Source organism: Amycolatopsis sp. (assembly GCF_035546795.1).
Taxonomy (GTDB): domain Bacteria; phylum Actinomycetota; class Actinomycetes; order Mycobacteriales; family Pseudonocardiaceae; genus Amycolatopsis_E.
Genome location: NZ_DASZWC010000022.1, coordinates 42109 through 68557 on the forward strand (window position 1 = coordinate 42109; position 26449 = coordinate 68557).

Below are 26449 nucleotides of genomic sequence, written 5' to 3' on the forward strand. Positions count from 1 at the left end.
GACCACGGCGGCGGCCCGCCCGGCTGTGGAGCACCTGCGCCGCGCGAGGGACTGGATGGACGCGCACCATGCCGATCGACGTGGCGCGGGTCGCTGCTGGTCGCGGTACCCCGTGCCAGTCCGACCGAAAAGCAGGCCCGCCGTGCCCGCCCGGCGGCCGCCTGCCCGGGGCGGATAGCCGTGGCTGTCGGTCGGATCGGCCACGATGGGCGCAGTATCCGCGCATTCGCCGCCGCGTGCGGGGAGGCGTCGCTTCACCGGGCTGACGGGGGACGGCGACATGCGCATCGGGGATTTCCGCCGGCGCACGGCCGGGCCGCCGGACCAGCCCGGGTGCCGGCTGATCCTCATGCGGCCGGACCAGCCCGGGTTCCGGCTGATCCGCCGCAGCACGGCCCGGAAACCGGGAAGGTCATGCGGGAGCCACCGAGCGGTACAGCCGCCTCGATCCGTCCAAGGACTGGGGCTGAAAGCTGTGAACAGCGTGTTTCCAACAAGAAAAAGCCCCGGATGGCGTCCTGCGACGAGGTGGGCGCGCAGGTAGCGTCGGGCCATGGCAGGCGGACGGGCACTCATCCTGGCAGGCACCGGAATGCTGCCGGAGGTGGTCGAAGCGCTGGTCGGCGACGGCTGGCACGTGGTGCTGCCGAGCCGCCGGTACAGCCCGATAGCCGTGCCGGGCACGAAACCGGGTATCGCCGCGCTCGCGAAGCTCCGCCCCCGTGGGCACCGGCCCACCGGGGGCAAGGCGAACGGTAAACGCCGGCCCCGCGCGATCTGGGTCCAGGCGCACTGGGACCGTCCGCGCGAACTGGCCGCGAAAGCCGAAGGCGTCCTCGGCGGACCGGCCGATCTGCTGGTCGCGTGGGTGCACGAGCAGTACCGGCGTTCGGTGCTCGGCGCGTGCGAACGGCTGCTCGCCCCGGGCGCGCCGGTGGTCGAGGTCCGCGGCGCGGGCGGCCCGCAGACCGAGGCCGAACCGGTGCTGGCGGCGCACCCCACCCAGCTCGTGCTCGTCGGCGCCATCTCCGAGCTGGGCGGCAACCGCCCGCTCGGGCACGCCGAAATCAGTGACGCGGTGCTGGACGCGGTGAGCCGGGCCGCCGCCGGGCGCCCCGCGTCACTGCATCAGGTGGGTCAGTCGCGTCCGCTCGTGTGGTGAATCCGCGTAACAACATCAGCACCGAATCGCGGACTTCGGCCCGGCTGCGCTGGGTCTGGAACACCTGCCAGTCCAGCGCGACCACCAGCAGCGTGCCGAACAACCCGGCCGCGGCCGTGGACACGTCCACCTCCGGCGGCAGCCGCCCGGCGTCGGCCACCCGCTGCAGCTGCGCCTTGACGATCGAGACGACTTCTTCGCGCATCAACGTGAGGGTTTCGTGCCACTGGCCGGGGGTGCGCCACATCTCGCTCACCAGAATCTGCGAGAAACCCCGGTATTCGGCGATGAACTGCAGCCCGGTGTCCACAAGGGACTCCAGCCCGGTCACCGGGTCCGGCTCGGCCTCGTGCTCGCGCAGCCGGTCGGCGAGCTGCCCGACGCCGTAGCGAAGCAGCGCGTCGATCAGCCCGTCCTTGCTGCCGAAGTTGTAGTAGACGGTGCCCTTGGCGACCCCGGCCTCGGCCGCGATGTCGTCGACCGTGAGCCCGACCAGGCCCCGGCTGCCGGCGAGTTTCAAGGTGGCCTCGAACAGGCGCTGCTTCGTCGCCGTCACAGGTTCAGCTCCGGTTGCAGCTTCGACACGGTCCACACTCGCTGTTTGCGCGCCGCCAGCGCCGAGACCGCGATGGCGGCGACGAGGTAGGCGCACAGTACGCCGATGTCGGCAAGGCTTCGCAGCGAAGCACCGGTGTAGAACAGATGCCGGAAGCCGTCCACGACATAGCTCATGGGTAGCACGACGTGCAGCGGATACAGCGCGTCGGGCAGCGTCTGCCACGGGAACGTGCCGCCGGCGCTCACCAGCTGCAGCACCAGGAGAACCAGGCCGAGGAACTTGCCGACGGCGCCGAACATCGCGTTGAGCGCGTGCACGATCGCGGTGAACGTGAACGACGCCAGCACCGCGAACCCGATGGCGCCCCACGGATGCGCGACGTGGATGCCGACGAGCCAGGTCACCGCCCCGAACAGCACGAGCACCTGCGCCACTCCGAGCGCCGCCGCCGCGAGCCAGCCGCCGATCGCGACCCGCAGCGGCGAGATCCCCGCCGCGATCGCCCGCGTGGAAAGCGGGCGCAGCAACAGGAACAGCACGAACGCACCGATCCACGTGGCCAGCGCGATGAAGAACGGCGCGAGCCCGGCGCCGTAGGTGCCCGCCGAGGCCACCCCGGCGTTGTCCACGGTCACCGGGTCGGCGATCGTGTCGGCGGTCGCGGTCCGGGTCGGGTCGTTCGGGTTGGGGATCTGGTTCAGGCCCTCCCGCAGCCCGTCGCGCAACTGGCTGGCGCCGTTGGCCAGATCGGTGCTGCCGGTCAGGGCGGTCTTCTGCCCGTCGTCGAGCTTCGCCGCGCCGGTGGACAACGAGTTCGCGCCGTCGGAGGCTTGGGCGATGCCGTTGGTCAGCTGCGGGGCGGACGCGGCGAGGGTGGCGGCGCCGGTGGCGACCTGACTGGCACCGCTCGCGAGCTGGTTCAGCTGCGCGGAGGCGCTCTGCACGCGGGCGTTGGCCTGGTCGACAGGGGAGCGGAGATCCTTCAGCACGGAAAGCACCTGCTGCACCTGGGCTTCGGGCAGGCCGCTGTCGCGAAGTCGTTGGGCCAGCTGGTCGTTGACGTTGTTCAGCGTGTTCTGCAGGTCCGTCGAGCCGTTGGCGAGCGTGGCGCCGACGGCCGCGACCTGCGCGTTGCCCGCGGACACCTGAGCGGCGCCGTCGGCGAGCTTCTTCGTGTCCGCGGGCAACGAGGACGTACTCGTCTTCAACGTGTTCAGCCCGCTGGCGAGGGAACTGCTCCCGGCCGCGAGCCGCGCCGCCCCGTCGGCGAGTTGTTGCTGCCCGCTCTGCAACTGTGCCGCCCCGCCGGCGAGTTTGGCGGCGCCGTCGGCCGCTTCCTGGGTTTTGCCGTAGATCGTGGAAAAGCCGATGAGGAACCGGTTCGCGGCCTCGGCGCCGACCTTCTCCGCGATCGTGCCGCGGATCTGTTCGGCGACCTGGTTGGCGATCGTGTGCGAGAGATAGTTATTGGCGTCGTTGGTGGTCAGCCGGATGGTCGCCTGCTCCGGGGCGAAGTTCCCGGACGACAGCAACGCCGCGGAGAAGTCCTTCGGGATGGTGATCGCGAAGGAGTACTTGCCGTTCTCGACGCCCTGCTGTGCTTCGTCGGCGGAGGTTTCGTGCCAGCCGAAGGTGCCGGACTTGACCACCTCGCCGGTCACCTCGTGCCCGACGTTCCGGTCGCCGGAGCCGGTGTCGGCGTTGACGATCGCGGCGGGCAGCTTGCTCAGCCGGGCGTAGGGGTCGTAGTTCGCGTACAGGTAGAAGGACGCGTACAGCAGTGGCACCAGCACGAGCGCCACGATCGCGAGCTTCGGCAGTGTGCCCGCGGTGAGCCGGCGCAGCTCGTTGACGGCGATCCGGAAGCTGGTCACGGTTGCTCTCCGATCCGGGCCGGGGTGGCGGGCAGGGCGCCGGGCGGGGTGGTGGCGGTCAGCACGACGACGGCCAGCCCGGCCTCGGCGTGTTTCCTGGCGAGGTCCGCCCAGTCGGAGACCTCGCTGGTGTGCCGGTCAGGGGTGTCGAGCACGAGCATCCGCACCCCGCGCCGGTTCGCGGCGAGCGCGGTCAGCAGGCGGGTGCGCACCGCCGGTTCGAGGTTCTCGAAGCGCACGTTCGCCAGACCCGCCGCGTCGTGCTCCGACAGCCAGCGGGCGACGTCCTCCTTGCCGGCGGGCCGCCCGCCGAGGGCGAGCTCTTCCCCGGCGACGACCCGCAGCGACAGCGCGCCGTCCGGTTCGCTGACGCCCGGCGCATCCACAACGGCGGTGAGCCGCCGCAGCCGGGCGGGGTCGGTCTTGCCGTCGATGGTGACGACGCCGGTGCCGGGCCGCATCCGCCCGGTGAGCGCGAGGCCGAAGGCGGTCACCCCGGCGCCGGGCACACCGTGCACGAACGCGAGCTCGCCGTCGGCGACGGTCAATGAGGTCGGGGGCAGGAGGGTGCCGTGCGGCCCCTCGATCGACACCCGGTCTGCGTGCACCTGCACGAGCGCTCCTTTTGAACTGACTGGTCAGTACAAAAGCTACGGCCGGCGGGCGCACCCCGCAACTCGGAGTGGTCCGGATGTGGTCAGCGCAACGCCGAAGCGGGCTGGACCTCCCAGTACGTCCACAGTGGACGGTACCCCTGCCGGGGCCAGAACTGTGCGGCGAGCGGGTTGGTCGGGTTGAAATACAGATAGGTCCCGATGGCCCCGCCGCGCCGGAAATCCCGGTGCACAGCGGCCATCAGCGCCCGGCCGACCCCGCCGCCGCGCGCCTCCGGCCGGGTGGCCACGTTGTTCACGTAACCCCAGCGGCCCACCGGCAGCAGTTCGGCGGCCCAGGTGCCCGGCGCGGCCTCGACCCAGCCGCAGTCCGCCACCGCGACGGCCACGCCTTCGCTCTCGGCGAGCCAGACCGGCGCCCCCGCTTCGAGCGTGCGCCGCAGCTGCGGGGCGATCAGCTCCCTGGCGTCCGGCCGGGCCCGCAACGTCACCTGCGCGGTGTAGTCGAAGGTCAGCGCGATCAGCTCGAGCGTCTCTTCGAAGTCTTCGGGCCGGGCGCGGCGGATCGTCAGATCGCGTGGCGCCGCCGGGACCTCCGGCTCCGCGGTGCGGACCGCGAGCACCGAGGCCGGCAGCAGTCCGTGCGCCAGGAAGGCGTGGATCGCCGGGGCGTCGCGGCTGGGCCAGGTGACCGTGCACGCGGAATCCGGGCCGGGGGATTCGGCGTCCATCCGATGGCGCCACGCCTTCAGCAGCACGTCCACGCCCTCGGTGCCGGTCTCCCCGGGGAAGGGGAACAGCTGCCACACCCGCTGGGCCGACCACAACAGGTCGAGCGAATCCTCGGCGTGGGTCACTGCCTGCAGCACCGCGGAGACCTGGGTGCCGTCGGCGGTCGCGGCCGTGAGCAGTTCGCCGTCGGGCAGGCCGGCGGGCGCGGGCACCAGCGGGTCGGCGGCCGCGAACCGTGCCTTCTGGGTGATCAGCAGCGCGCCGCCGGTCATCAGGACTCCCGGCGCGTCACGAAGATCGCGGTGCCCGGGAAAAGCTTGCCGCGCAAGGGACTCCACTGACCCCACACCCGCTCGTGCCCGGCCGGCCATTCCGGTTCGACCAGGTTCTCCAGCCGGAATCCGGTACCGGTCAGCGCGCGCACGTAGTCGCCGAGAGTGCGGTGGTACTCGACGTAGGTCGCGCGGCCTGCCGCGTCGATCTCCACGTACGGCGTGCGGTCGAAATACGGCTGGGTCGCGGTGAGGCCGTGCGGCCCGGGATCGTCGGGGAAAATCCACCGCATCGGGTGGTTCACCGCGAACACCCAGGGCGCGCCCGGCCGCAGCACCCGGTGCAGTTCGGTGAACACGGCTTCGGCCGACGCGACGAACGGGATCGCCCCGAACGCGGAGCACGCGGCGTCCATGCTCGCGGTGGCCAGCGGAATTTCTTCGGCGCTCGCCTGGATCAGCGGAATATCGATCCCGGTGGCGGCGTTGGCACGGACAGCATGCCGCAGCATTCCACCGGACAAGTCGATCGCGTACGGGCTCGCGCCCTGGCTCGCCAGCCAGCGCGAGCACGCGGCCTGACCGCAGCCGATTTCGGCCACGCGCAGGCCGGCCACGCCGCCGAGCAAGGCGGCGTCGGCTTCACGCAGCCCTTCGGGGCACCAGACGAAGTCCGCGTCACCCAGAAAACCGCCGTGTTCGGCCTGGTAGTCGTCGGCGTCGGCGTCCCACCAGGCCAGACTGGCCGCGGTGGCTTCGCGCCGGCCCACCTGACGGTGGGCGACGCCGACGGTGCCGAGGCGGTTCTCGGCGCTGGCGTGGCGATCCTGCGGTGTCACGGTCGCAATGTTCCCGTCCCCGAGCCGGGTTCGGTACAGGAGACCCTGTTTGTGCCGCATACGGGCGACCGCGTACGCTATCTCCAGCGCAGTGGGTTCGCGCTACCTTCGCACCCGGTGAGGATCGTGCCGGGTCCCGGGTCGCGCACTTCTCGGCGGTGGAGGCTCGCGGTCGTTCGCAGGAACGTTTGCTCTGTTCTGCCGTCGTTTCCCGCGGCGCACGCAAACTGCAAACCCACTGATTCCCAGCCGTTACCGGAGCAACCCACCTAATGACCACCGACACCACCACCGTCCCGACGGCCAGCGCTCAGGCCCAGCAGGTCGCTATCAACGACATCGGGTCGGAGGAAGACTTCCTCGCCGCGATCGACAAGACGATCAAGTACTTCAACGACGGCGACATCGTTGAGGGCACCATCGTCAAGGTCGATCGCGATGAGGTGCTGCTCGACATCGGGTACAAGACCGAGGGCGTCATCCCCTCGCGTGAACTGTCCATCAAGCATGATGTCGATCCCGGCGAGGTCGTCAGCGTCGGTGACGAGGTCGAGGCCCTCGTCCTCCAGAAGGAGGACAAGGAAGGCCGGCTGATCCTGTCCAAGAAGCGCGCCCAGTACGAGCGCGCCTGGGGCACGATCGAGGAGCTCAAGGAGAAGGACGAGCCCGTCAAGGGCACCGTCATCGAGGTCGTCAAGGGCGGCCTGATCCTCGACATCGGCCTGCGCGGCTTCCTGCCCGCCTCGCTGGTGGAGATGCGCCGCGTGCGCGACCTGCAGCCCTACGTGGGCCGCGAGCTCGAGGCCAAGATCATCGAGCTGGACAAGAACCGCAACAACGTGGTGCTGTCGCGGCGGGCCTACCTCGAGCAGACCCAGTCCGAGGTGCGCAGCGAGTTCCTCAACGCGCTGGCCAAGGGCCAGGTCCGCAAGGGCGTCGTGTCGTCCATCGTCAACTTCGGTGCCTTCGTGGACCTCGGCGGTGTCGACGGCCTGGTGCACGTCTCCGAGCTGTCCTGGAAGCACATCGACCACCCGTCCGAGGTCGTCGAGGTCGGCCAGGAGGTCACCGTCGAGGTGCTCGACGTGGACATGGACCGCGAGCGCGTGTCCCTGTCGCTGAAGGCCACCCAGGAAGACCCGTGGCGCCAGTTCGCCCGCACCCACGCGATCGGCCAGATCGTGCCGGGCAAGGTCACCAAGCTCGTCCCGTTCGGCGCGTTCGTCCGCGTCGAGGAGGGCATCGAGGGCCTGGTGCACATCTCCGAGCTGGCCGAGCGCCACGTGGAGATCCCGGAGCAGGTCGTCCAGGTCGGCGGCGAGGTCATGGTCAAGGTCATCGACATCGACCTCGAGCGCCGTCGCATCTCGCTGTCGCTCAAGCAGGCCAACGAGGGCGTCAGCCCGGACACCGAGTTCGACCCGACGCAGTACGGCATGGCCGCCGAGTACGACGAGGCCGGCAACTACATCTACCCCGAGGGCTTCGACCCCGACACCCAGGAGTGGCAGGAAGGCTTCGACAAGCAGCGCGAGGAGTGGGAGCGGCAGTACGCCGAGGCCCACGAGCGCTACGAGGCCCACATGCGCCAGGTCACCAAGGCCGCCGAGGCCGACGCCGCCGCGGCGGCGGACGCCGCGACCGGTGTGGACGGTGGCGAGCAGAGCTACAGCTCCTCTCCGGCGGACTCGGGCTCGAAGAGCACCGGGGGCACCCTGGCCAGTGACGAGCAGCTGGCCGCGCTGCGGGAGAAGCTCTCCGGCGGTGCGTGATCGCTGACTGAGAACGGCCCCCGGTTCCGTGTGAACCGGGGGCCGTTTTCCGTTGTGGCTCAGGCGAGACCGGGGCCGCGGGCGGACAGGCCGCCGAGCATCGTGGTCAGGCCCTGGCGGTACACCTGGCAGTACGAGTCGTCCGAGGGCCGCAGGAACCAGCCGGGCGGCGGGTGGCGAGTGCGGTGCGTGAGTTCGAGGCTCACGAGGCCGTGCATGGTCGTCCACACGAGATACCCGGCGACGTCCGGGTCCCAGCCCGGGGGAGCGGCCGGGCGGACGCGCTTGGCGAGCAGGTCGTAGCACGTGCGCTGGGCCAGCGTCCGCAGATCCGGATCCGGGTCGTAACCCGGCACCGCGCGCTCGAACATGAACGCGTACCGGGCCGGGCTCTCCAGAGCGAACCCGCGATACGCGTCGGCGAAGGCGAGCACATCCGCCTCGACATCCCCGCGGGCTTCCGGCACCCGGTCCAGTTCCTCTTGCAGGAGTTCGAAAGTGCGCTCGTACAAGGCGTCCAGCACACCCGTGCGGCCGCCGAAGCGGGTGTAGACCCCGATGGTCGACGTGCCGGCGGCTTCCGCCAGCCCGCGCACGGTCAGGCCCGCGACGCCCCGCTCGACGAGCACCGTCAGCGCGGCCTGGAGGAACCGTTCGCGGCTGTCCTGCTCGGCAGCTCCGGTCCGACCATGTCGGGTGGCCATCCGCGCACCCCCTTCGGGTCTCCTGAGAGGAACTCAGGCTATACGGTGCCGTTCGTGATGGCGGTTCGCCGTGCCAGGCATGATGGAGGCGTGTCTCCAGTAGAACTCACCTTCCGCGGCCGGCCGGTCGTGCGGGACCGCGCCCTCGTCATGGCCATCGTCAACCGCACCCCCGATTCCTTCTACGACCACGGCGCGTCCTTCGAGGACGCGCCCGCGCTGGAGAACGTGGACAGGGTCGTCGCCGAGGGCGCGGACATCGTGGATGTCGGCGGTGTGAAGGCGGGGCCGGGCAGCGACGTGGACGTGGCCGAGGAGATCCGCCGGGTGGTGCCGTTCGTCGCGGAGATCCGGCGCCGGCATCCGGAGCTGGTGATCAGCGTGGACACGTGGCGGCACGAGGTCGGGCGGCTGGCCTGTGAGGCCGGTGCCGACCTGCTGAACGACACCTGGGCGGGCGCGGACGAGCAACTGGCCGAAGTGGCCGCGGAGTTCGGCGCGGGCTACGTCTGCTCGCACACTGGTGGCGCCATCCCGCGGACGCGGCCTTTTCGCGTGCGCTACGAGGATCTGGTGCGCGAGGTGGTGGAGGAAACCACGCGCCGCGCCGAGAAGGTGGTCGCGCTCGGGGTGCCGCGGGGCGGGGTGCTGATCGATCCCACGCACGACTTCGGCAAGAACACCTGGCACAGCCTGACTCTGCTCCGTCACGCGGACGTCCTCGCCGCCACGGGCTGGCCGGTGCTGATGGCACTGTCCAATAAGGACTTCGTGGGCGAGACGCTCGGTGTGGAACTGGAAGAGCGACTGGACGGCACGCTCGCGGCGACGGCGCTCGCGGCACGGGACGGGGCGCAGGTGTTCCGGGTGCACGAGGTGCGCCAGACGCGGCGGGTGCTGGAAATGGTGGCCGCCATCCAAGGCGACCGGCCGCCCGCGCGGGCGATCCGCGGCTTGGCCTGAGCGGGCAGTCCCGAGTGGACACACCGCTGCGCCCGGCGGGTTGAAAGCGCTTTCCGTGAGGCCCCTTGTCGAGGCTCAGCGTTCCCCGCGGTTCAAGCCGTACAGAACTCGTTGCAGGATCTGCGAATCCGCGTCCATCCTGGTCTGCTCCGGCGGATACTCCGGCTGCTGCTGCGGGGTGCGGGCGGGCAGCCGCTGCGGCAGCGGCACCGCCGCTGCCGACATGCCGGTGGGCAGCGGCAGTTCCGACCAGATGTTGCGGCGCTCGCCGGGCAGGGTCACGGCGTTGATCTGCGCGCCCGGCAGCTCGGGCGGCTCGCCGGGCAGGTCGTCGTCCAGCTCGATCACCAGCGCGTCCCCGTGCAGGCGGAGCCGGACGGTCAGAAACCTTGGTGCGGCAGTGCGCGCGCCGACGACCGAGGCGTGTACGAGGTGCCGGGTGATCCGCGTGGCTTCGGTGACCAGCGGGCGCAGCGACCATTCCGCGAGGGTGAACCGCACGAACATCTCGGCGCAGTTGACGGCACTGGGCAGCGCGACCAGCCGGATGTCGTCGACCTGAGTGGTCTGGGCGATCACGGTCTCCTCCGTTTCACCTGGCGCGGGCCCCATGCACAGTGCTGCGGTAATGTCGATCTTCGCGCGCGAAGCGTGCACTGAGTGTTAAGGGAGTGTGCGGGACAGAGTAAGGGCTGTGGTCCGCACCGCGGAAGCCACCCGGTCCGCCCGGACGCGAGTGCTCCAGCCCGACACCGAAACGGCCGCGCGGGCGCGGCCGGAACTGTCCAGCAATGGGCTCGCGACGCAGATGACACCGGTCCCCGATTCCTCTCTCTCGTACGCGACCCCCTCCTCGTGCACCTTCGCGAGCTGCCTGCGCAACAGCCCGGGCGCGGTGAGCGTCCGCGGCCCGATCCGGGGCAGGCCCGCAGAGATTACCGTCTCCAGGACTTCTCCGGGAGAGTGCGCCAGTATTGCTTTTCCCACGGCCGTCGCGTGGGCGGGAAATCGCCCACCGATCCGTGAGGCCAGGTTCGGCGCGTCCGGCCCGCGCACGATGTCGAGGTAGACCACCTCGGTGCCTTCCAGTACCGCCAGGTGCGCGGTGTTGCGGGTGGCCTCGCGCAGATCGGCCAGGTACGGGCGGGCGGCGTCGATCAGGCCGCGCTGCCCGATCGCGAGCTGCCCGATCTCGAACAGCCGCAGCCCGAGCCGGACGGCGCCATCGGTGCGCTCGAGCAGCCCGCTCGCGGCGAGATGCCCGGTCAGCCGGTGTGCCGAGGACTTCGGGATTCCGGTGCGGCGGGCCAGTTCGGACACCCCGAGCGCGTCGTCGCCGGGCCGGAAAGCGGACAGCAGTGCGGAGATGCGAGCGGCGGTCATCCCGTCGTCGTCCCGCTGAGCGGCACACATGGGTTGATGGTACCCACTCCGGCGAGGACGGTACGAGGTATGCGGAAAGCCACTGCGGCGATCGTCGGGCCCGGCAACATCGGCACGGACCTGCTCGCCAAACTCCAACGCAGCGAGTTCGTCGATGTGCGCTACATGGTCGGGGTCGACCCCACCTCCGACGGCCTGGCGAGGGCCGCGAAGGCGGGGCTGGAGACTTCGGCAGGTGGCGTGGACTGGCTGCTGTCCCGGGAAACCCTGCCGGAACTGGTCTTCGAGGCCACCTCGGCCAAGGCGCATCTGGCCAACGCGCCGCGCTACGCCGAAGCCGGGATCCAGGCCGTCGACCTGACCCCGGCGGCGATCGGGCCGTTCACCTGCCCCGCGGTGAACCTGCCCGACTTCCTCGACGCGCCCAACCTGAACATGATCACCTGCGGCGGCCAGGCCACGATTCCCATTGTGCACGCCGTTTCGCGCGTGACGACGGTGCCCTACGCCGAGATCGTGGCGTCGGTGTCGTCCCGCTCGGCCGGGCCGGGCACGCGCGCGAACATCGACGAGTTCACCGAGACCACCGCGCACGCGATCGAAGCCGTCGGCGGCGCGGCCAAGGGCAAGGCGATCATCATCATCAACCCCGTCGAACCGCCGATGATCATGCGGGACACGGTGTTCTGCGCGATCGCGCCGGACGCGGACCGGGACGCCATCACCGAATCGATCGAGCGGATGATCGCCGACGTGCGGCGGTACGTGCCGGGCTACACCCTCAAGGCGGCCCCGCAGTACGACGAGCCGCGCCCCGGCTGGAACGGTCAGGCGCGCGTGGCGGTGTTCCTCGAAGTGGCCGGCAACGGCGACTATCTGCCGCCCTACGCCGGAAATCTGGACATCATGACCGCCGCCGCGGCCCGCGTCGGCGAACTGCTGGGTGAGCGACTGGTGCGGAAGGTGACGGCATGAGCGGCTGGGACGCAGAGGCACCGCACGCAGCAGACCGCGACGCGGGAGCGGCTGCGGGGAGGACCGACCGGGCGCGGGTGTCCCGCCTGGACGCTGTCGAGCGCGAGGTCCGGATCGTCGACACGAGCCTGCGCGACGGCAGCCACGCGATGGCCCACCAGTTCACCGAGGAGAACGTGCGCGACACCGTGCGCGCCCTCGATGACGCCGGAATCTCGCTGATCGAGGTGACCCACGGCGACGGGCTCGGCGGGTCCACGTTCAACTACGGATTTTCGTTGGTGGACGAGCGAAAGCTCATCGCCACCGCGGTGGCGGAGGCGCGCCGGGCGAAGATCGCGGTGCTGCTGCTGCCCGGCCTTGGCACGGTCACCGACCTGAAGGCCGCCGCCGATCTCGGCGCGGGCGCGGTGCGGATCGCGACGCACTGCACCGAGGCCGACGTGTCGATCCAGCATTTCACCGAGGCGCGCAAGCTCGGCCTGGAGACCGTCGGTTTCCTGATGCTCTCGCATATGTCCACTCCGGACGCGCTGGCGAAGCAGGGCCGGATCATGGTCGATGCGGGCTGTCAGTGCGTGTACGTCGTGGACTCGGCGGGCGCGCTGATCCTGGAGGACGCCGCGGAACGGGTCGAGGCACTGGTTTCGGAGTTCGGCGGGCAGGCGCAGGTCGGCTATCACGGGCACCAGAACCTGAGCTTCGGTGTCGCGAACTCGGTGCTGGCCTACCGCGCGGGCGCGCGGCAGATCGACGGCTCGCTGGTGGCGCTCGGCGCGGGCGCGGGCAACTCGCCGACCGAGGTGCTGGCCGCGGTGTTCGAGCGGCTGGGCGTCAGGACGGGCGTGGACAAGGACATCCTGATGGCCGCCGCGGAGGACGTCGTCAAGCCCTACATCACGCGGCTGCCGGTGATGGACCGTTCGTCGATCGTGCAGGGCTTCGCCGGGGTGTACTCGAGCTTCCTGCTGCACGCCGAGCGCGCGGCGGAGCGGTACGGCGTGCCGGCGCACGAAATCCTGTACCGGGTGGGGGAAAAGCGCTACGTCGGCGGTCAGGAGGACATGATCATCGACATCGCGCTGCAGCTCGTGGCCGAGCGGGCCTAGGACCCGGCTTGGGCCAGGAGGCGCACGCAGTGCTCGACCAGCCGCACCCGCGACACCTCGAGCGTGCCGCCGAGGTAAGCGGTGAACAGGTTGGTCAGCGCGCCGACGAGGCCGATCGCGGTGAGTTCGCGTTCGGCCTCGTCCAGCTTCTCCGGCAGCTGTTCCCGGACCAGCGCGGCGAACGCGGGCAGCAGGGCGACCCCGCGCGCGGACAAGGCGGGGTCGGTGATCGGGGCCAGCAGCAGTACGCGGCCCTTGCGCGGATCGTCGACCATCAGCTCGACGAACGCCGTGACCGCCGCCTTCGCGCGTTCGGCCGGGGCGGCCGACTTCTCGGGCACCGCATCCACCAGCGCCTGCCGCGCCTGGTCCGCCACGTGCTCGTACACGGCGAGGACGAGTTCCTCGCGGTCGGCGAAGTTCTCGTAGAAATACCGTTCGGTCAGCTTCGACTGGCGGCATACGGCGCGCACGCTGACCGCGGCGCTGCCCGAGGTGCCCAGCAGCTGCAGCCCGGCGGCGAGCAGCTGCGCACGGCGCGCCGCCTTGCGGTCGGTCAGCGTGGTGCCGGCCCAGCTGCGGTTCATGGATCCGTCCCGGAGAAGTTGACTACGGCTGTTGTCAATCGTAGCGTGCCGGGTATGGCAGCGCAGCCCCTTGGCCCGGATTCCCTCACCTGGAAATACTTCGGCGACTGGCGGACACTCCTGATGGCCCTGTGGGCCGGCTCGATGCAGAACATGCATCCCGGACTCGGCGCCGGGGTGGAGGAGCATTCGGAGTTCTTCACCGAACGCTGGCAGCGGCTGTTCCGGTCGCTGTACCCGATCGGCGGCGTGGTCTACGACGGCCCGCGAGCGGCGGAGACCGCCCGCGCCGTCCGCGGCTACCACGACACGATCAAGGGCGTCGACAACCAGGGCCGTCGTTACCACGCGCTCGACCCGGACACGTTCTACTGGGCGCATTCCACGTTCTTCATGCTCACCCTGATCGCCGCCGAGCGGATGTGCGGCGGGCTGAGCGCGGACGAGAAGCAGCGCCTCTACGCCGAACACGTGGACTGGTACCGGCTCTACGGCATGAGCATGCGCCCGGTGCCCGCGTCGTGGGAGGAGTTCCAGGACTACTGGGAGCGCATGTGCGTCGCCGGCCTGGAGGACAACAAGGCCACCCGCGACGTGCTGAAGCTGGACGACATCGACAAGCCGCCGCTGATCGGCTGGCTGCCGGATCCCTTGTGGCGTCCCGCGCGGGCCGTGATCGCGCGAAGCTTCGTGTGGTGGACGGTCGGGCTCTACCATCCGGCCGTGCGCGCCCGGCTCGGCTATACCTGGTCGGGTCGTGAGGAACGGCTGCACCGCCTGCTCGGCCGGCTGATCGGGCTCGCGTTCCGGTTCGTGCCGCACGACCGGCGCTACCATCCCCGGGCCAGGGCAGGCTGGCGCCGGGCCCGCGGCGAGCACGTCCCGCCGGTGGAGACGCCGGCCCGCAACCTTCCGCCGGTCTCCGCGCGGAACGATCCGAAGCACTACTCACCACTGGAGGCGACGTGAAGCTCGGGTACCACATCGGTTACTGGTCCTCAGGCCCGCCGGCGGGCGCACTCGACGCGATCACCACGGCCGAGGAGCTGGGCTTCGACTCGGTGTGGACCGCCGAGGGGTATGGCTCCGACGCGTTCACCCCGCTGGCGTGGTGGGGTGCGGCGACCGAGCGGATCAAGCTGGGCACCAACATCGTGCAGATGTCGGCGCGCACGCCGACCGCGGTCGGGATGAGCGCGCTCACCCTCGACCATCTCTCCGGCGGCCGGTTCGTGCTCGGGCTGGGCGCGTCGGGCCCGCAGGTGGTCGAGGGCTGGTACGGCCAGCCCTATCCGCGGCCGCTGGCGCGCACCCGCGAGTACGTCGACATCGTGCGGAAAGTGGTGGCACGCAAGGAACCCGTGACCGCGGACGGCGAATTCTTCCAGCTGCCGCTGCGGAGCGGGACAGGGCTGGGCAAACCGCTCAAGGCGACCGTGCACCCGCTGCGTGCGGAGATCCCGATCTACCTCGCGGCGGAAGGTCCGAAGAACGTCGCTCTGTCGGCCGAAATCTGCGACGGCTGGCTGCCGTTGTTCTTCTCGCCCAAGAGCGACGGCTTCTACCGTGCCGCGCTGGAGGAGGGCTTCGCGCGCCCGGGCGCCCGCCACACCGCGGCCGAGTTCGAGGTGGCCGCGTCGGTGCCGGTGATCGTGCACGACGACGTCGAGGAGGCGGCCGGGTTCATCAAGCCCTCGCTGGCGCTCTACATCGGCGGCATGGGCGCGAAAAGCGTGAACTTCCACCACGACGTGTTCGCGCGCATGGGCTACGAGGACGTGGCGGACAAGGTGCAGGAGCTGTACCTGGCCGGGCGCAAGGAAGAGGCGGTCGCGGCGATCCCGACCTCGCTGGTGGAGGACACGTCGCTGATCGGGCCGGCGGAGAAGATCCGCGAGGAGCTGGCCGCCTGGGAGGACACCGTGGTCACGACCTTGCTGCTGCGCGGCGACGCGGCGACCTTGCGGAAGGTGGCGCCGGTGCTGTCCTGACCGCCCGTTTGACCTCGCGGACCACCAGCGCCGTCTCGACCGCCCGGACCGGGCAGGGCGGCGACCCGTCCGGTGGTAGACGGCGGGTAGGCGACGCCGGCCGGGCCGGTGGCCGCCGCGGTGGTCGGCGGAACGGCCGCGCCCGGGCCGGCCGCGTCCAGCGACGCCGGGTCGGCGGAGAGCCACAGCATCGTCCACACCGACAGTTCCGGGAAGAGCGCTGATCGAAGTCGACGTCGAAGTACAGGACCCCGCCTTCGCACAGCTCGGTCAGCCGGCGGCGCACCGTGGACGGCGACCAACCGGTGGCCTCGGCGAGCACCGCGAAACGCGCGCCCGTCCCGAGAAAGCGCTTTCAGGAACCGCTGGTCACCGTCGCCGGGCACCGGTGACGGCCGCACGGCCCCTGCTGGACGAAGCGCGGCGGCCTGCTCTTCGGTGAGGCCGCCGTGCTTCGTGGGTGAGCCGAGCGCGCCGCCGTAGAAGATGGTGAGCACGCAATGCGCCGTCACGCCCTCCAGCCTCGGCGTACGCGGAAGCCGTTCCAGCACAGGGGATCCGTCCGGCTGACCGTGCGGCGCGCAGACCACCTCCGTGCCGCCGGGCTACGGATTGGGCAGCCCCAGCACGCGCGGCGCGCCGCCCGGGCGAAGCCGGGTGTAGCGCCGCGCGACCGTCTGGCCGGAGCCCCGAGCACAGCGGCGACGCGGTTGAACGGTGCCCGGGCGTCGAGTTGCAGCGCATGCACCAGCCGGCGATCGAGGTCATCGAATTTCGCCACCTCAACCTGAAGCGCGTCGAAATCGACCGGAATCATCGCGTTGAGCGGAATCGAACAGGTTCGCCCGGCACGGTCGCGGCCCGTGAGAACTTCGACGTGATCGTGGCCGGCGCCGGGCCCACCGGGCTGATGACGGCGGCGGAACTGAGCCTCGCCGGTGCCCGGCCGGTCGTCCTGGACAAGCGGACCGAACCCCACCGGCTGTCCCGCGCGGGCGGAATCCAGCCGCGCACCACGGGAATCTTCGTCCACGGCGGGCTGGTCGAGCCGCTGCTGGCCACCGGTGACTACTCCGTTGTCACCACCGGGATTTCGGCGGGCTGCCCGTACCGTTCCCGGCCGGGCGGTACCCCGGCTACTACATCCCGCAGGCCCGGATCGAAGTTCGCGGTGGCCGCGGATGGCGCGCACAGCACCATCCGCAAGCTGCTGAACGTGAATTTTCCCGGCAGGGCGGGAACTTCCACGGCGGTGATCACCCACGCGCGGCTGAGCGCCGAACGGTGGGGGCACACCCGCGCGCTGGGCCCGGCAGACCCCGCTCGGGGAAGGGTCGCGGCGGCTCGTGCTCGGCGGTGGCTCCAAGGACCGGGCCGATCCGGTCACCGGGGAAGAGGTCCGGGCCGGGCTGTCCGCCGTCTACGGCGACGCGGTCGAACTGGGCAGGAAACTCGCCGCGGCGGTCGGCGGAACGGCCGCGCCCGGCCTGCTGGACAGCTATCACGGCGAACGCCATCGGGTCGCCGCGGGGGTCCTGCTCGACACCCAGGTGCAGGGGCTGGCCGGCGACTGGGCGGGCACCGGGAACCCGGATCTCGCGCCACTGCGCGCCTCGCCGGCCGAGGTGTTCGGGCTGCCCGCCGCCGCGCGGTGGCTCGCGGGGATGATGAGCGGCCTCGACATCCGGTACCCGATGCCGGGGGAGCATCCGCTGCTCGGGCCGCGCATGCCGGACCGCGACCTGGCCGACGGCGGGGCGGTGTACGAACGCCTGCGCGCGGGCCGGGGTCTGCTGCCCGGCGGCGAGCTGCTGATCCGCCCGGACGGCCACGTCTGCCACGCGCCCGTCGAGGATGCGCTCGCCCGGGGGTTCAGTGGCCCCGGTCACCGGGTTCCGGAGGCGCGATGACACGATTCCTCCCGATCATCGCGGGTGCACCACGAGGAGGATCATGGCCGCGCTCCCGGCTTCGACGAGGTTCGGTTACTCCCTCGGGTCCTTCACCACCGGTGCCTTCGGTACGGTGCCCGGCCTGCTGCTGCTGCCGTACCTGACCGACACGATGGCGGTGCCCGGCGCGGTCGCCGGCGTGATCGTGCTGGTGCCCAAGGCATGGGACGTGGTGTTCAACCCGTTCGCCGGGCGGCTGTCCGACACCGACCTCGCGCGCAGCGGCAGCAGACGGCGGTTCCTGGCCATCGGCGGCACCGGGGTGGCGATCCTGTTCGCCCTGCTGTTCGCGCATCCCGGGTTCGGCTCGACGTGGGCGGACGCGACGTATGTGGTGGTGCTGTTCATCCTGTGTGCCACCGCGTACGGCATCTTCCAGGTGCCGTTCAACGCGCTGCCCGCGGAGCTGACCGACTCCTACGACGAACGCACGCGCATCACCAGCTGGCGGATCGGGCTGCTGGCGATCGCGATCCTGATCTCCGGCGGCGTCGCACCGTTGATCACCGAGGGCATCGGCGGGGTCACCGGCTACCGCGTGATGGGCGTGGTGATCGGCGTGGTGATCCTCGTCGGCACGATCGGTGTCCTGCTGGGCACGCGCGGCGCGCCGGTGGGCGACCGGCGGCCCAACAGCCCGGGGTGGCGTGAGCTGCTCGCGACGATGAAGGGCTGGCGGCCGTTCCGCTGGTTGCTGAGTGTCTACTTCGTCCAGTCGCTGGGCGTGGCCGTCCTGCTGGCCGGGGTCAACTACGCGGCACGGTACGTGTTCGGGGACGCCGGCCTGCAGACGTATCTGTTCGTCGGGTTCGTGGGTCCGGCGTTGCTGACCATGCCGTTGTGGCCCCGGCTGGGCGCGCGCTGGGGCAAGCTGTGGGGATTCCGGTTCGCCAGCCTGTGTTTCGGTGTCGCGTGCGCGGGCCTGTGCGCCACCCAGGTGCTGCCGCTGGGCGTGGCGTTCGTGTTCGTCGCGCTCGCCGGTGTCGGCTACGCCGGGATCCAGGTGTTCCCGCTGGCGATCCTGCCCGACCTGATCACCGCCGAGGAGGCCCGCACCGGCGAGACCCGCGCAGGCGTGACCGCCGGGGTGTGGACGGCCGGGGAAACGCTCGGGCTGGCGCTGGGGCCCGGGCTTTTCGGTCTGCTGCTGACGATCGGTGGTTACGTGTCCAGCAAGGACTTCTCGGTCCCGCAGCCGGGTTCGGCGGTGACCGCCATCGTGATCGGCTTCTCGATCATCCCGGGTGTCTTCGTGCTGCTGGGGATTCCGCTGCTGCGGAAATCGGTGCTGGCGTGAACGAGATCCTCGACGAGCTGCGTGCCCTGCGCGCCGGTGACCTGCCGACGCACGGCGGCCGCACGCTGGCCTACGTCTACGACAGCGGTCTCGAAGGGCTGGACGAGCTCGCCGCGGCCGCGCACGCGCTGGCTTCCCCGGCCAACGGCCTGGACCCGACGGCGTTCCCGAGCCTGCTGAAGATGGAGAACGACCTCGTCGCCGCCGCGGCCCGGCTGCTCGGTGGCGGCGTGGGCTCGGTGACCTCCGGCGGCACTGAGTCCTGCCTGCTCGCGGTGCTCGCCGCCCGCGAAGGACGGCCGGACGTGGCGGAGCCGAACATCGTACTGCCCTCCACCGCACACGCCGCCTTCCACAAGGCGGCGCATCTGTTCCGGGTGCGCGCGGTCGTAGTCCCGGTCGATCCGGAGACGTTCCGGGCCGACCCGGACGCGATGGCGGCGGCGATCGACGACTCCACGGTGCTGGTCGTGGCGAGTGCTCCGTCGTACGGGCACGGCGTGCTCGATCCGGTCGAACCCATCGCCGCGGCGGCCGCGAGCCGCGGGGTGCGGATGCACGTGGATGCCTGCATCGGCGGCTGGGTGCTGCCGTATCTGCGACGGCTCGGGCGTGCGGTGCCGGCGTTCGGGTTCGGCGTCGAAGGTGTCACCAGTATTTCCGTGGACCTGCACAAATACGCCTACTCCCCGAAGGGTGTCTCGGTACTGCTGCACGCGAACGCCGGGCTGCGCCGCGGGCACTACTTCGCGAGCGCGCGCTGGCCGGGGTACACGATGCTGAACACCACCATCCAGTCCACGCGCTCGGGCGGCCCGCTCGCCGCCGCGTGGGCCGTGGTGCGCCACGTCGGCGACGAGGGTTACCTCCGGCTGGCGGAGGACACTTTGGCCGCCGTGCAAGGGATCCGCGCCGGGATCGAGGAGATCGACGGCCTGCGCGTGCTCGCCGAGCCCGACTCCACGCTCATCGCGCTGGCCGCGACGACGGACGAGTTCGACCTGTTCACCGTCGCCGACGAGATGCGCGAGCGCGGCTGGTACGTGCAGCCGCAGTTCGCGTTCGAATCCTCGCCGGTGAACCTGCACCTGACCGTCACGGCGGCGAACCGGGGCAGTGAAGCGGAATTCCTCGCCGATCTGGGCTCGTCGGTGGCCGCCGCCCGCGCGGCCGGCCCGGTCGTGGTGGACCCCGGCGTCGCGGCGTTCGTGGCGGCGCTCGACCCGGAAACCCTGACCGGTGAACAGTTCGCGAGCCTGCTGCGGGCGGCGGGGCTGACCGGTGGCGGCGCGCTGCCGGTGCGGATGGCCGAGATCAACTCCCTGCTCGCGTCGGCCCGGCCCGCGCTGCGCGAGCGCCTGCTGCTGGAGTTCCTCGGTGGGCTTTACCAGCCCTGAGCCGGTTACCTCGGCCCGTCCGGGCCCGTCACACTCAGGACGGGGTTCGCGCGAGGAAGGTACTGTGCCGATGATTACCAGTCCGACTACAGCCATGGCGGAACGGGTTTCTGCGAGCAAGTCCGCTGCGGTTGGTGTCCGCCTACTTCCGGTCGGACTGGTAACACCATGACGGAAGCACTGGTGACGGCGTTCGAGGAACAGCGCGGCCGCCTGACCGCGGTGGCCCACCGGATGCTCGGCTCGCGGGCGGACGCCGAGGACGCGGTGCAGGAGGCGTGGCTGCGGCTGGCCCGCCAGGACGCCACCGAGATCGACAACCTCAGTGGCTGGCTGACCACCGTGGTCGGCCGCGTCTGCATCGACGTCCTCCGCTCGCGCAAGGCCCGGCCCGAGGCGTCGTACGAAGACGAACTGCCCGAGCTGCTGGTGATCGAGGACCACGGTGGAGCGCCCGAGGACGACGTGGTGCTCGCCGAGTCGGTCGGGCTGGCCCTGCTGGTCGTGCTCGACACCCTTCGTCCCACCGAGCGGCTCGCGTTCGTGCTGCACGACATGTTCGCGGTGCCGTTCGTGGAGATCGGCGAGATCATCGGGAAGTCCGCGGACGCGGCCAAGATGCTCGCCAGCCGCGCCCGGCGCAAGGTCCAGGACGGTCGCCGCCCGGCCGGCGAGCAACAGAAGCGGGCGGTCGTCGACGCCTTTCTCGCGGCCGCGCGGGAGGGGGACTTCGAAGGACTGTTGCGGGTGCTCGACCCGGATGTCACCTGGCATTCCCAGTACGCGCGTGGCGTCGTGACCCGGCAGGGGGCGGCCGAAGTGGCCGAACGCGCGCAGCACGGCGCCCGTGCCGCGGTGACAGTGCGTGCCGCGGTGGTCAACGGCGAACCCGGGTTCGCCACGTGGGGCCCGAGCGGCAAGCTGATGGGCGTGATGGCGTGCACCGTGGTCGACGGCCGCATCGTGGAGATCCACTCGGTCACCGACCCGGAGCGCCTCGCGAAGATGGGTGCCCCGGCGACCGCCGAATAGTTGTTACCTCCGGGAATTCCCCTTCGTCGTGGTAGTGAAAACCTTACGACGAAGGGGATTCCGATGGAAACCAGGCTCAACCCGCTCACCACCGAGGTCGGCCCGAAGCTGGTCAAGCACATCCTTTCGGCGCACAAGGCCGTCGCCGCTTCGCCCCTGCCCGCGGCGACGCTGGAGCTGGTGAACATCCGCGCCAGCCAGATCAACGGCTGCGGCGGCTGCCTCGACATGCACACCAAGGAAGCCCTGCACGCCGGGGAAACGGCGGTCCGGGTGAACCTGGTCGCGGCGTGGCGGGACGTGAATGTGTTCACCGAAGCGGAAAAGGCGGCGCTCGAACTCACCGAGCACGGCACCCGGCTCGCCGACAGCGGCGGGGTCGGCGACGAGGTGTGGGCGAACGCGGCCAAGCACTACGACGACGAGCAGCTGATGGCGCTGGTGGCGCAGATCGCGCTGATCAACGCCTTCAACCGGATGAACGTGCTCACCCGCCAGCAGGGCGGTGACTACACGCCCGGTCAGTTCACGCACGAGCGCGGGAAATCGTTTACTTGATCCCTCCCGCGTCGCGGTGCTACGTTCCCGCCACAGTCCGCTCAGAGCTGAGAGGCGGCAACGATGGCGCGGAACCGGGTGCTGTTCTCGACCCCGCTGCTGGTCGCCGGGGTGGTCCTGGCACTGGTGGTCGGCCTGGTCGTCGGCAAGGCGGTCTCGGGTGGCGGCCCGGGCGGGAACGCCGGGCCCGGTAAGGCTTCGGGCCTGCGGGTGGACGTGATCGTGAAGGCCACCGACTCGTCGTTCTGGCAGAGCATGTTCGCCGGGGCGCGGAAAGCGGGCGAGGACTTCGGCGTCGAGGTCGGCCGCTTCGGGCCCACCTCGGAGACCGACGTCAACGACCAGGTGCAGCTCGTGGAGAACTCGATTTCCCGTGGTGTCAACGCGATCGTGCTCGCCGCGAACTCGGAAAGCGCGCTGGACAAGGTGATCGACCGGGCGCGGCAGGCCGGGATCAAGGTGGTCACCGTCGACGGCACGGTCACCACGCGGAACGAGGCGTTCATCGGCACGAACAACCTGCGTGCCGGCGAGCAGGCCGGGCAACGGCTGTGTCAGCTGGTCACCGCGCAGGGCAAGACGAGCGGCCAGGTGCTGCTGGAGAACGCGGTCGCCGGGGTGCAGGCGCTCGGCGACCGCGCCATGGGGTTCCGCCAAGGGCTCGCCGCGAGTTGCCCGCAGCTCACCGTCTGGCAGGAACGCTTCGACAACAACGACATCAACACCGCGGCCAACCAGGTCAACGACGCGCTGGGCGCGGTGCCGGACCTGGCCGGGATCTTCGCCGCGAACAACATGTCGGGCAACGGCGCCGCCCGCGCGATCAAGGACACCGGCCGCGCCGCGACGCTGCCGGTGGTCGCGTTCGACTCCGATCCGCAGGAGAACGCCGCGCTCGCCGACGGTTCCATCGACGCCCTCGTCGTGCAGAACCCGTACTTCTTCGGCTACCAGGGTGTGGCCGAGGCGATCGCGGCGAGCACCGGGGCGAAGGTGCCGGTGAACCTCGACCCCGGAGCTGTGCTCGCCGACCAGTCGAACATGAACGACCCCTCGGTGAAGGACCTGCTGAACCCGCCGACGGCGCAGGCGAGCCAATGACCGCGCTGGTCGAGCTTTCCGGGCTGCGCAAGGCATTTCGCGGGGTGGTGGCGCTCGACGGGGTGTCGCTGCGGCTGCGCGCGGGCGAGGTGCACTGCCTGGCGGGGGAGAACGGCGCGGGCAAGTCCACCCTGATCCGCATTCTCACCGGGGCGCTCAGACGTGACGCGGGCGAATACCTGGTGGACGGCGAACCGATGCCGCCCGCGCTCCATCCCGCCGCCGCCCGCGCCGCCGGAATCGGTGCGGTGTATCAGGAACTGAGCCTGCTGCCGGATCTGTCGGTGGCGGAGAACCTGCTCATGGGCCGGCTGCCCGCCCGCGCCGGGGTCGTCGACCGCCGCTCACTGCGTGACGCGGCCAGTGCGAAACTCGCCCGCGTCGGCCTCGAAGACCTCGACCCGTCGGCCCGTGCGGACGAATTCCCGGCCGCGACAAGGCAACTGATCGAGATCGCCAAGGTGCTTGGTGACGATCCGCGCGTGCTCGTGTTCGACGAACCCACCACGGCGCTGTCCGGCGCGGAGGCGGAAGCCTTGCTGCGCCGGATAACCGCACTGCGCGACGAGGGCGTCGCGGTGCTCTACGTCAGCCACCGCCTGGAGGAGATGTTCGAGATCGGCGACCGGGTCACCGTGCTGCGGGACGGAGCGGTGACGCGCACCGGGGCCTTGTCCGAGTTCACCGAGGACTCCCTGATCTCCGCGATGGTCGGCCGCGACGTCGAAGAGCTGTATCCGGCCGCGACGGACCGGTCCGAAGTCACCGCCCCGCTGCTCAAGGTCCGCGGCCTGCGTCCGCCCGGCGGCGAGAACGCGGCGGATCTCGACGTACGCGCCGGCGAAATCGTCGGCATCGCCGGGCTGCTCGGCGCCGGCCGCAGCGAACTGCTCCGCGCGATCTTCGGCGCCGACAAACCGGCCTCGGGAACCGTTGAGGTGCAAGGGAAATCCGTGCCCACCGGTCGTCCGCGCGATGCCGTGCGCGCCGGGATCGGACTGCTGTCGGAGGATCGCAAGGAGCTGGGCCTGCTGCCGGAGCTGTCGATCCGCGAGAACGTCTCGGTCGCCAGCCTCACCGGAATAGGCAGGCGTGGCCTGCTTTCCCGGCGACGCGAGGCCGGGCGGGTCGACAGCGTGCTGGACAGCCTGCGCCTGCGCGCCGGTTCCTACGACGAGCCGGTGTCCACTTTGTCCGGTGGTAACCAGCAGAAGGTGCTGCTGGCGCGCTGGCTGGTCACCGATGTCCGGGTGCTGTTGTTCGACGAGCCGACCAAGGGGGTGGACGTCGGCGCCAAGGCCGAGCTGTACACGCTGATCGGCGATCTCGCCGCGCGCGGGTTCGGCATCGTCGTGGTGTCTTCGTACCTGCCCGAGCTGCTCGGCCTGGTGGACCGGATCGTCGTGCTGCGGCGCGGGGCGATCGTCGGCGAGCTGCCCGCGGCCGGGGCGACCGAAGAAGGCCTGCTCACGCTCGCGAGCACGGGGAGGGTCAATGGCGCTGCGTAATCTCATCGTCCGCGAAACCGAGCTGCGCTCGCCCGCGCGCGTCGTCGGCTGGCGGGAGGCCGTCGGCCGCGAGGGTGGCGGGCTGGTCGTGCTGGTGATCCTCTTCGGCGCGCTGGCGCTCGCCACCGACAGCTTCCTGACCAGCGGCAACATGGCGAACCTGTCGCGGCAGTGGGCGGTGTTCGCGATCATCGCGATCGGTGAGCTGCTGGTGATCCTCACCAAGGGCATCGACCTGTCCGTCGGCTCGGTCGTCGGGCTGACCGGTGCGGTCGTCGCGCAGCTGCTGGTCGCCGGGTTCCCGGTGCCGCTGGCCCTGCTGTGCGCCGTACTCGCCGGGGCCGCCGTGGGCGTGGTGAACGGTGCGCTCGTCGCCTACGCGAAACTGCCGCCGTTCATCGTCACGCTCGGGATGATGGGCGCCGCCCGCGGGCTCACCCTCGTGATCACCAACGCCAACACCATCCAGCCGCTGCCCGATTCGTTCTCCGCGATCGCCAACGACACCGTCGGCGGCGTGCCGAACCTGCTGCTGATCACCGTCGTGGTGATCATCCTGGCCGGATTCCTGTTGCGCCGCACCGTTTTCGGCCGTTACGTGTACGCGGCGGGGTCCAACGCCGAGTCCGCGCGGCTGTCCGGCGTGCCGGTGCCGCGCGTGCTCGTGACCGTGTACGCGATGTCGGGCCTGCTCGCCGGCCTCGGCGGGGTGCTGCTCGCGTCCCGGCTCGACGCCGGGGTGCCGACGGCGGGGGAGTCCTACGAGCTGGACGCCATCGCCGCCTGCGTGATCGGCGGGGCCAGCCTGTTCGGAGCGAAGGGCAGCGCGATCGGCGCCGCGGCCGGCGCGCTGATCACCTCCACCCTCAACAACGGCGGCAACCTGCTCGGCATCAACTCCTTCTACCTGCAGATCGCGATCGGCGTGCTGATCCTGCTCGCCGTCGCGTTCGACCAGGCCCAGGGCAGGCTCAGTGGTCGTGCCCGACATCCCCGGCCGGACACGACCCCAGCGCCCACGTGAGCGCTGCGGATCGTGCGCCTGAGCGCGGCGGCTACTTGCCTCCTCCCCGCTGGCCGTAGCGGCGGCGGAACTTCTCGACCTGGCCCGCGGTGTCCATGATCCGGCGGTTACCGGTCCAGACGCGTTTACCCGCGGCGAGTTCCTGATCGGTCCGCAGCACGCCGCGCAGGGTTTGATCGGTGACGACCACCATCTCCCGCGCCCGGTCGCCGAAGACCGGATCCCGGCGCAGCGGGCGCCAGCGTGCCCCGCTCGGCCACCCAGGCCCGGCCGTGGGTGCGCACGACGCCGTCGAGCAGCACGTCGATCGCATTGTCCAGCCGTGCCGGGTGGAACGGGCGGCGCGCGCAATCCGCTTCACCTGTGGCAGCCGGGTGAGCGTGCGCAGCAAGGGAAGCAGGTCCTCACGCCGGGTGCAGGAGACACAGCCGTGGGCCAGTTCGAGCGCGACCGTCTCGTCGCCGTCGTCGAGGCGCAGCCGCCTGCGGACCACGCCCGAGGTGATCTCCCGCAGGCCGGGGTGCACGACGTCGGTGCCCGGGCGGCGCGGCCGTCCGGCCAGTCGAGGGGTGCCTGCCGGGAAGGTTTCCACGCCAAGATACGTTAGACGGTAATGAAAACCAATACCAACTAGGAGCCACGTGTCAGCGGTGTGCCAGGTCACCGGGCGCGAACCGGGATACGGCAAACAGGTCTCGCACCCGCACCGCCGCACCTCGCGGCGCTGGGAGCCGAACCCGCAGACCGGCAGGTACTGGCTGCCCGGCGAACGCCGCTGGGTCCGGGTGCGGGTTTCGGCGAAGGGCATCAGGACGATCGGCAAGCGCGGCATCGAGGCGATAGTCGCCGAGCTGCGCGGCAAGGGAGTGAAACTGTAATGGCACGCAACGAAGTACGCCCCGTCATCAAGCTGCGGTCCACCGCCGGTACCGGCTACACCTACGTGACCCGCAAGAACCGGCGCAACGACCCGGACCGGGTCACCCTGCGCAAGTACGACCCGGTCGCGCGGCGGCACGTCGAGTTCCGCGAGGAGCGCTGAGG

General features: G+C 70.8%; 28 protein-coding genes and 3 pseudogenes. 18 read left to right on the forward strand and 13 right to left on the reverse strand.

What is annotated here, in order from left to right:
- Nucleotides 1–553 precede the first annotated feature (553 nt).
- Nucleotides 554–1162 carry a hypothetical protein gene (locus VHD82_RS15030; RefSeq protein ID WP_325703017.1) on the forward strand — a complete coding sequence of 203 codons (609 nt, stop codon included), beginning with the start codon at nt 554–556 and terminating at the stop codon, nt 1160–1162.
- Here the strand turns inward: VHD82_RS15030 and VHD82_RS15035 are convergent.
- The 5 genes from VHD82_RS15035 to VHD82_RS15055 all read right to left on the reverse strand — a co-directional run bounded on the left by VHD82_RS15035 (nt 1068) and on the right by VHD82_RS15055 (nt 6112).
- Nucleotides 1068–1718, reverse strand: a complete 651-nt coding sequence (locus tag VHD82_RS15035) for a TetR/AcrR family transcriptional regulator (RefSeq protein ID WP_325703020.1) — start codon at nt 1716–1718, stop codon at nt 1068–1070. The two genes, VHD82_RS15030 and VHD82_RS15035, sit on opposite strands and share 95 nt — an antisense overlap.
- A complete protein-coding gene (locus VHD82_RS15040; RefSeq protein ID WP_325703023.1) occupies nt 1715–3595 on the reverse strand; it encodes a YhgE/Pip domain-containing protein in 1881 nt (626 codons plus the stop codon). The genes VHD82_RS15035 and VHD82_RS15040 overlap by 4 nt, the downstream gene beginning before the upstream one ends.
- The gene (locus VHD82_RS15045; RefSeq protein ID WP_325703026.1) at nt 3592–4209 is read right to left on the reverse strand and encodes an ABC transporter ATP-binding protein; all 618 of its coding nucleotides are present in this window, start codon (nt 4207–4209) and stop codon (nt 3592–3594) included. The genes VHD82_RS15040 and VHD82_RS15045 overlap by 4 nt, the downstream gene beginning before the upstream one ends.
- Nucleotides 4210–4292: 83 nt before the next feature.
- Nucleotides 4293–5213 (reverse strand): GNAT family N-acetyltransferase, encoded by a 921-nt coding sequence (locus tag VHD82_RS15050; protein WP_325703028.1) that lies wholly within the window; start codon nt 5211–5213, stop codon nt 4293–4295.
- Nucleotides 5213–6112: a class I SAM-dependent methyltransferase gene (locus VHD82_RS15055; protein WP_325703031.1), complete on the reverse strand. Its 900-nt coding sequence runs from the start codon at nt 6110–6112 to the stop codon at nt 5213–5215. Before VHD82_RS15055 ends, VHD82_RS15050 begins: the two co-directional genes overlap by 1 nt.
- 212 nt (nt 6113–6324) lie before the next feature.
- Between VHD82_RS15055 and rpsA the strand changes: the two genes are divergently transcribed.
- Nucleotides 6325–7824 (forward strand): 30S ribosomal protein S1, encoded by a 1500-nt coding sequence (gene rpsA, locus VHD82_RS15060; protein ID WP_325703034.1) that lies wholly within the window; start codon nt 6325–6327, stop codon nt 7822–7824.
- Nucleotides 7825–7883: 59 nt separating this feature from the next.
- On the opposite strand, the gene VHD82_RS15065 is transcribed toward rpsA, so the two are convergent.
- Nucleotides 7884–8528: a TetR/AcrR family transcriptional regulator gene (locus VHD82_RS15065; protein ID WP_325703037.1), complete on the reverse strand. Its 645-nt coding sequence runs from the start codon at nt 8526–8528 to the stop codon at nt 7884–7886.
- A gap of 150 nt (nt 8529–8678) precedes the next feature.
- Between VHD82_RS15065 and folP the strand changes: the two genes are divergently transcribed.
- Complete coding sequence (gene folP / locus VHD82_RS15070) at nt 8679–9491, forward strand: dihydropteroate synthase (RefSeq protein WP_325703327.1); 813 nt, start codon at nt 8679–8681, stop codon at nt 9489–9491.
- A 75-nt stretch (nt 9492–9566) separates the two neighbouring features.
- Here folP and VHD82_RS15075 read toward each other — a convergent pair whose 3' ends face one another.
- Nucleotides 9567–10070 carry a hypothetical protein gene (locus VHD82_RS15075; RefSeq protein WP_325703040.1) on the reverse strand — a complete coding sequence of 168 codons (504 nt, stop codon included), beginning with the start codon at nt 10068–10070 and terminating at the stop codon, nt 9567–9569.
- Nucleotides 10071–10154: 84 nt separating this feature from the next.
- The gene (locus VHD82_RS15080) at nt 10155–10904 is read right to left on the reverse strand and encodes an IclR family transcriptional regulator (RefSeq protein WP_325703043.1); all 750 of its coding nucleotides are present in this window, start codon (nt 10902–10904) and stop codon (nt 10155–10157) included.
- A 39-nt stretch (nt 10905–10943) separates the two neighbouring features.
- On the opposite strand from VHD82_RS15080, the gene VHD82_RS15085 reads away from it, so the two are divergent.
- Both VHD82_RS15085 and dmpG read left to right on the forward strand, forming a co-directional pair.
- Nucleotides 10944–11849 carry an acetaldehyde dehydrogenase (acetylating) gene (locus VHD82_RS15085; RefSeq protein WP_325703046.1) on the forward strand — a complete coding sequence of 302 codons (906 nt, stop codon included), beginning with the start codon at nt 10944–10946 and terminating at the stop codon, nt 11847–11849.
- On the forward strand, nt 11846–12958 hold the full coding sequence (dmpG, locus tag VHD82_RS15090) for a 4-hydroxy-2-oxovalerate aldolase (protein ID WP_414637514.1): 1113 nt from the start codon (nt 11846–11848) through the stop codon (nt 12956–12958). Before VHD82_RS15085 ends, dmpG begins: the two co-directional genes overlap by 4 nt.
- Here the strand turns inward: dmpG and VHD82_RS15095 are convergent.
- Nucleotides 12955–13545: a TetR/AcrR family transcriptional regulator gene (locus VHD82_RS15095; protein ID WP_325703049.1), complete on the reverse strand. Its 591-nt coding sequence runs from the start codon at nt 13543–13545 to the stop codon at nt 12955–12957. The genes dmpG and VHD82_RS15095 overlap by 4 nt on opposite strands.
- Before the next feature lie 54 nt (nt 13546–13599).
- Here VHD82_RS15095 and VHD82_RS15100 point away from each other — a divergent pair, with 54 nt between their 5' ends.
- Both VHD82_RS15100 and VHD82_RS15105 read left to right on the forward strand, forming a co-directional pair.
- Nucleotides 13600–14514, forward strand: coding sequence for an oxygenase MpaB family protein (locus VHD82_RS15100; protein ID WP_325703052.1), 915 nt, complete (start codon nt 13600–13602; stop codon nt 14512–14514).
- On the forward strand, nt 14511–15536 hold the full coding sequence (locus VHD82_RS15105) for an LLM class F420-dependent oxidoreductase (RefSeq protein WP_325703055.1): 1026 nt from the start codon (nt 14511–14513) through the stop codon (nt 15534–15536). Before VHD82_RS15100 ends, VHD82_RS15105 begins: the two co-directional genes overlap by 4 nt.
- On the opposite strand, the pseudogene VHD82_RS15110 reads toward VHD82_RS15105, so the two are convergent.
- A pseudogene (locus VHD82_RS15110) lies at nt 15472–15861 on the reverse strand (winged helix-turn-helix domain-containing protein); the annotation flags it as partial. The gene VHD82_RS15105 and the pseudogene VHD82_RS15110 overlap by 65 nt on opposite strands.
- A 183-nt stretch (nt 15862–16044) precedes the next feature.
- The gene (locus VHD82_RS15115; protein ID WP_325703333.1) at nt 16045–16353 is read right to left on the reverse strand and encodes an AsnC family protein; all 309 of its coding nucleotides are present in this window, start codon (nt 16351–16353) and stop codon (nt 16045–16047) included.
- 93 nt (nt 16354–16446) lie between these two features.
- Here VHD82_RS15115 and VHD82_RS15120 point away from each other — a divergent pair.
- Nucleotides 16447–16560 (forward strand): annotated as a pseudogene (locus VHD82_RS15120) (FAD-dependent monooxygenase); the annotation flags it as partial.
- 44 nt (nt 16561–16604) lie between these two features.
- Here the strand turns inward: VHD82_RS15120 and VHD82_RS15125 are convergent.
- Nucleotides 16605–16784 carry a hypothetical protein gene (locus VHD82_RS15125; protein ID WP_325703062.1) on the reverse strand — a complete coding sequence of 60 codons (180 nt, stop codon included), beginning with the start codon at nt 16782–16784 and terminating at the stop codon, nt 16605–16607.
- A 98-nt stretch (nt 16785–16882) separates the two neighbouring features.
- Between VHD82_RS15125 and VHD82_RS15130 the strand changes: the two genes are divergently transcribed.
- The 8 genes from VHD82_RS15130 to VHD82_RS15165 all read left to right on the forward strand — a co-directional run bounded on the left by VHD82_RS15130 (nt 16883) and on the right by VHD82_RS15165 (nt 25405).
- Nucleotides 16883–17446, forward strand: coding sequence for an FAD-dependent monooxygenase (locus VHD82_RS15130; RefSeq protein WP_325703065.1), 564 nt, complete (start codon nt 16883–16885; stop codon nt 17444–17446).
- A gap of 43 nt (nt 17447–17489) precedes the next feature.
- Nucleotides 17490–18785 (forward strand): MFS transporter, encoded by a 1296-nt coding sequence (locus VHD82_RS15135; RefSeq protein WP_325703068.1) that lies wholly within the window; start codon nt 17490–17492, stop codon nt 18783–18785.
- Complete coding sequence (locus VHD82_RS15140) at nt 18782–20182, forward strand: pyridoxal phosphate-dependent decarboxylase family protein (RefSeq protein WP_325703071.1); 1401 nt, start codon at nt 18782–18784, stop codon at nt 20180–20182. The genes VHD82_RS15135 and VHD82_RS15140 overlap by 4 nt, the downstream gene beginning before the upstream one ends.
- A gap of 168 nt (nt 20183–20350) precedes the next feature.
- The gene (locus VHD82_RS15145; RefSeq protein WP_325703074.1) at nt 20351–21214 is read left to right on the forward strand and encodes a sigma-70 family RNA polymerase sigma factor; all 864 of its coding nucleotides are present in this window, start codon (nt 20351–20353) and stop codon (nt 21212–21214) included.
- A 63-nt stretch (nt 21215–21277) separates the two neighbouring features.
- A complete protein-coding gene (locus VHD82_RS15150) occupies nt 21278–21772 on the forward strand; it encodes a carboxymuconolactone decarboxylase family protein (RefSeq protein ID WP_325703077.1) in 495 nt (164 codons plus the stop codon).
- A 63-nt stretch (nt 21773–21835) separates the two neighbouring features.
- Entirely contained in the window at nt 21836–22873 is a 1038-nt protein-coding gene (locus VHD82_RS15155) for an ABC transporter substrate-binding protein (protein ID WP_325703080.1), read from the forward strand.
- Nucleotides 22870–24381, forward strand: a complete 1512-nt coding sequence (locus VHD82_RS15160) for a sugar ABC transporter ATP-binding protein (protein WP_325703082.1) — start codon at nt 22870–22872, stop codon at nt 24379–24381. The genes VHD82_RS15155 and VHD82_RS15160 overlap by 4 nt, the downstream gene beginning before the upstream one ends.
- Entirely contained in the window at nt 24368–25405 is a 1038-nt protein-coding gene (locus VHD82_RS15165; RefSeq protein ID WP_325703085.1) for an ABC transporter permease, read from the forward strand. Before VHD82_RS15160 ends, VHD82_RS15165 begins: the two co-directional genes overlap by 14 nt.
- 31 nt (nt 25406–25436) lie before the next feature.
- Here VHD82_RS15165 and VHD82_RS15170 read toward each other — a convergent pair.
- Nucleotides 25437–25523, reverse strand: a pseudogene (locus VHD82_RS15170) (50S ribosomal protein L31); the annotation flags it as partial.
- 523 nt (nt 25524–26046) lie between these two features.
- Between VHD82_RS15170 and rpmB the strand changes: the two are divergent.
- Both rpmB and rpmG read left to right on the forward strand, forming a co-directional pair.
- Nucleotides 26047–26283: a 50S ribosomal protein L28 gene (rpmB, locus tag VHD82_RS15180; RefSeq protein WP_325703088.1), complete on the forward strand. Its 237-nt coding sequence runs from the start codon at nt 26047–26049 to the stop codon at nt 26281–26283.
- Nucleotides 26283–26447 (forward strand): 50S ribosomal protein L33, encoded by a 165-nt coding sequence (rpmG, locus tag VHD82_RS15185; RefSeq protein ID WP_325703091.1) that lies wholly within the window; start codon nt 26283–26285, stop codon nt 26445–26447. The genes rpmB and rpmG overlap by 1 nt, the downstream gene beginning before the upstream one ends.
- Nucleotides 26448–26449: the final 2 nt, after the last annotated feature.

Bases quoted from the DNA above. Each gene is read 5' to 3' on its own strand.
- VHD82_RS15030 (WP_325703017.1), top strand. From the start codon at position 554: ATGGCAGGCGGACGGGCACTCATCCTGGCAGGCACCGGAATGCTGCCG.
- VHD82_RS15050 (WP_325703028.1), bottom strand. From the start codon at position 5,213: ATGACCGGCGGCGCGCTGCTGATCACCCAGAAGGCACGGTTCGCGGCC.
- VHD82_RS15055 (WP_325703031.1), bottom strand. From the start codon at position 6,112: ATGCGGCACAAACAGGGTCTCCTGTACCGAACCCGGCTCGGGGACGGG.
- rpsA (WP_325703034.1), top strand. From the start codon at position 6,325: ATGACCACCGACACCACCACCGTCCCGACGGCCAGCGCTCAGGCCCAG.
- VHD82_RS15065 (WP_325703037.1), bottom strand. From the start codon at position 8,528: ATGGCCACCCGACATGGTCGGACCGGAGCTGCCGAGCAGGACAGCCGC.
- folP (WP_325703327.1), top strand. From the start codon at position 8,679: ATGGCCATCGTCAACCGCACCCCCGATTCCTTCTACGACCACGGCGCG.
- VHD82_RS15080 (WP_325703043.1), bottom strand. From the start codon at position 10,904: ATGTGTGCCGCTCAGCGGGACGACGACGGGATGACCGCCGCTCGCATC.
- VHD82_RS15085 (WP_325703046.1), top strand. From the start codon at position 10,944: ATGCGGAAAGCCACTGCGGCGATCGTCGGGCCCGGCAACATCGGCACG.
- dmpG (WP_414637514.1), top strand. From the start codon at position 11,846: ATGAGCGGCTGGGACGCAGAGGCACCGCACGCAGCAGACCGCGACGCG.
- VHD82_RS15095 (WP_325703049.1), bottom strand. From the start codon at position 13,545: ATGAACCGCAGCTGGGCCGGCACCACGCTGACCGACCGCAAGGCGGCG.
- VHD82_RS15100 (WP_325703052.1), top strand. From the start codon at position 13,600: ATGGCAGCGCAGCCCCTTGGCCCGGATTCCCTCACCTGGAAATACTTC.
- VHD82_RS15115 (WP_325703333.1), bottom strand. From the start codon at position 16,353: ATGATTCCGGTCGATTTCGACGCGCTTCAGGTTGAGGTGGCGAAATTC.
- VHD82_RS15135 (WP_325703068.1), top strand. From the start codon at position 17,490: ATGGCCGCGCTCCCGGCTTCGACGAGGTTCGGTTACTCCCTCGGGTCC.
- VHD82_RS15145 (WP_325703074.1), top strand. From the start codon at position 20,351: ATGACGGAAGCACTGGTGACGGCGTTCGAGGAACAGCGCGGCCGCCTG.
- VHD82_RS15150 (WP_325703077.1), top strand. From the start codon at position 21,278: ATGGAAACCAGGCTCAACCCGCTCACCACCGAGGTCGGCCCGAAGCTG.
- VHD82_RS15155 (WP_325703080.1), top strand. From the start codon at position 21,836: ATGGCGCGGAACCGGGTGCTGTTCTCGACCCCGCTGCTGGTCGCCGGG.
- VHD82_RS15160 (WP_325703082.1), top strand. From the start codon at position 22,870: ATGACCGCGCTGGTCGAGCTTTCCGGGCTGCGCAAGGCATTTCGCGGG.
- VHD82_RS15165 (WP_325703085.1), top strand. From the start codon at position 24,368: ATGGCGCTGCGTAATCTCATCGTCCGCGAAACCGAGCTGCGCTCGCCC.
- rpmG (WP_325703091.1), top strand. From the start codon at position 26,283: ATGGCACGCAACGAAGTACGCCCCGTCATCAAGCTGCGGTCCACCGCC.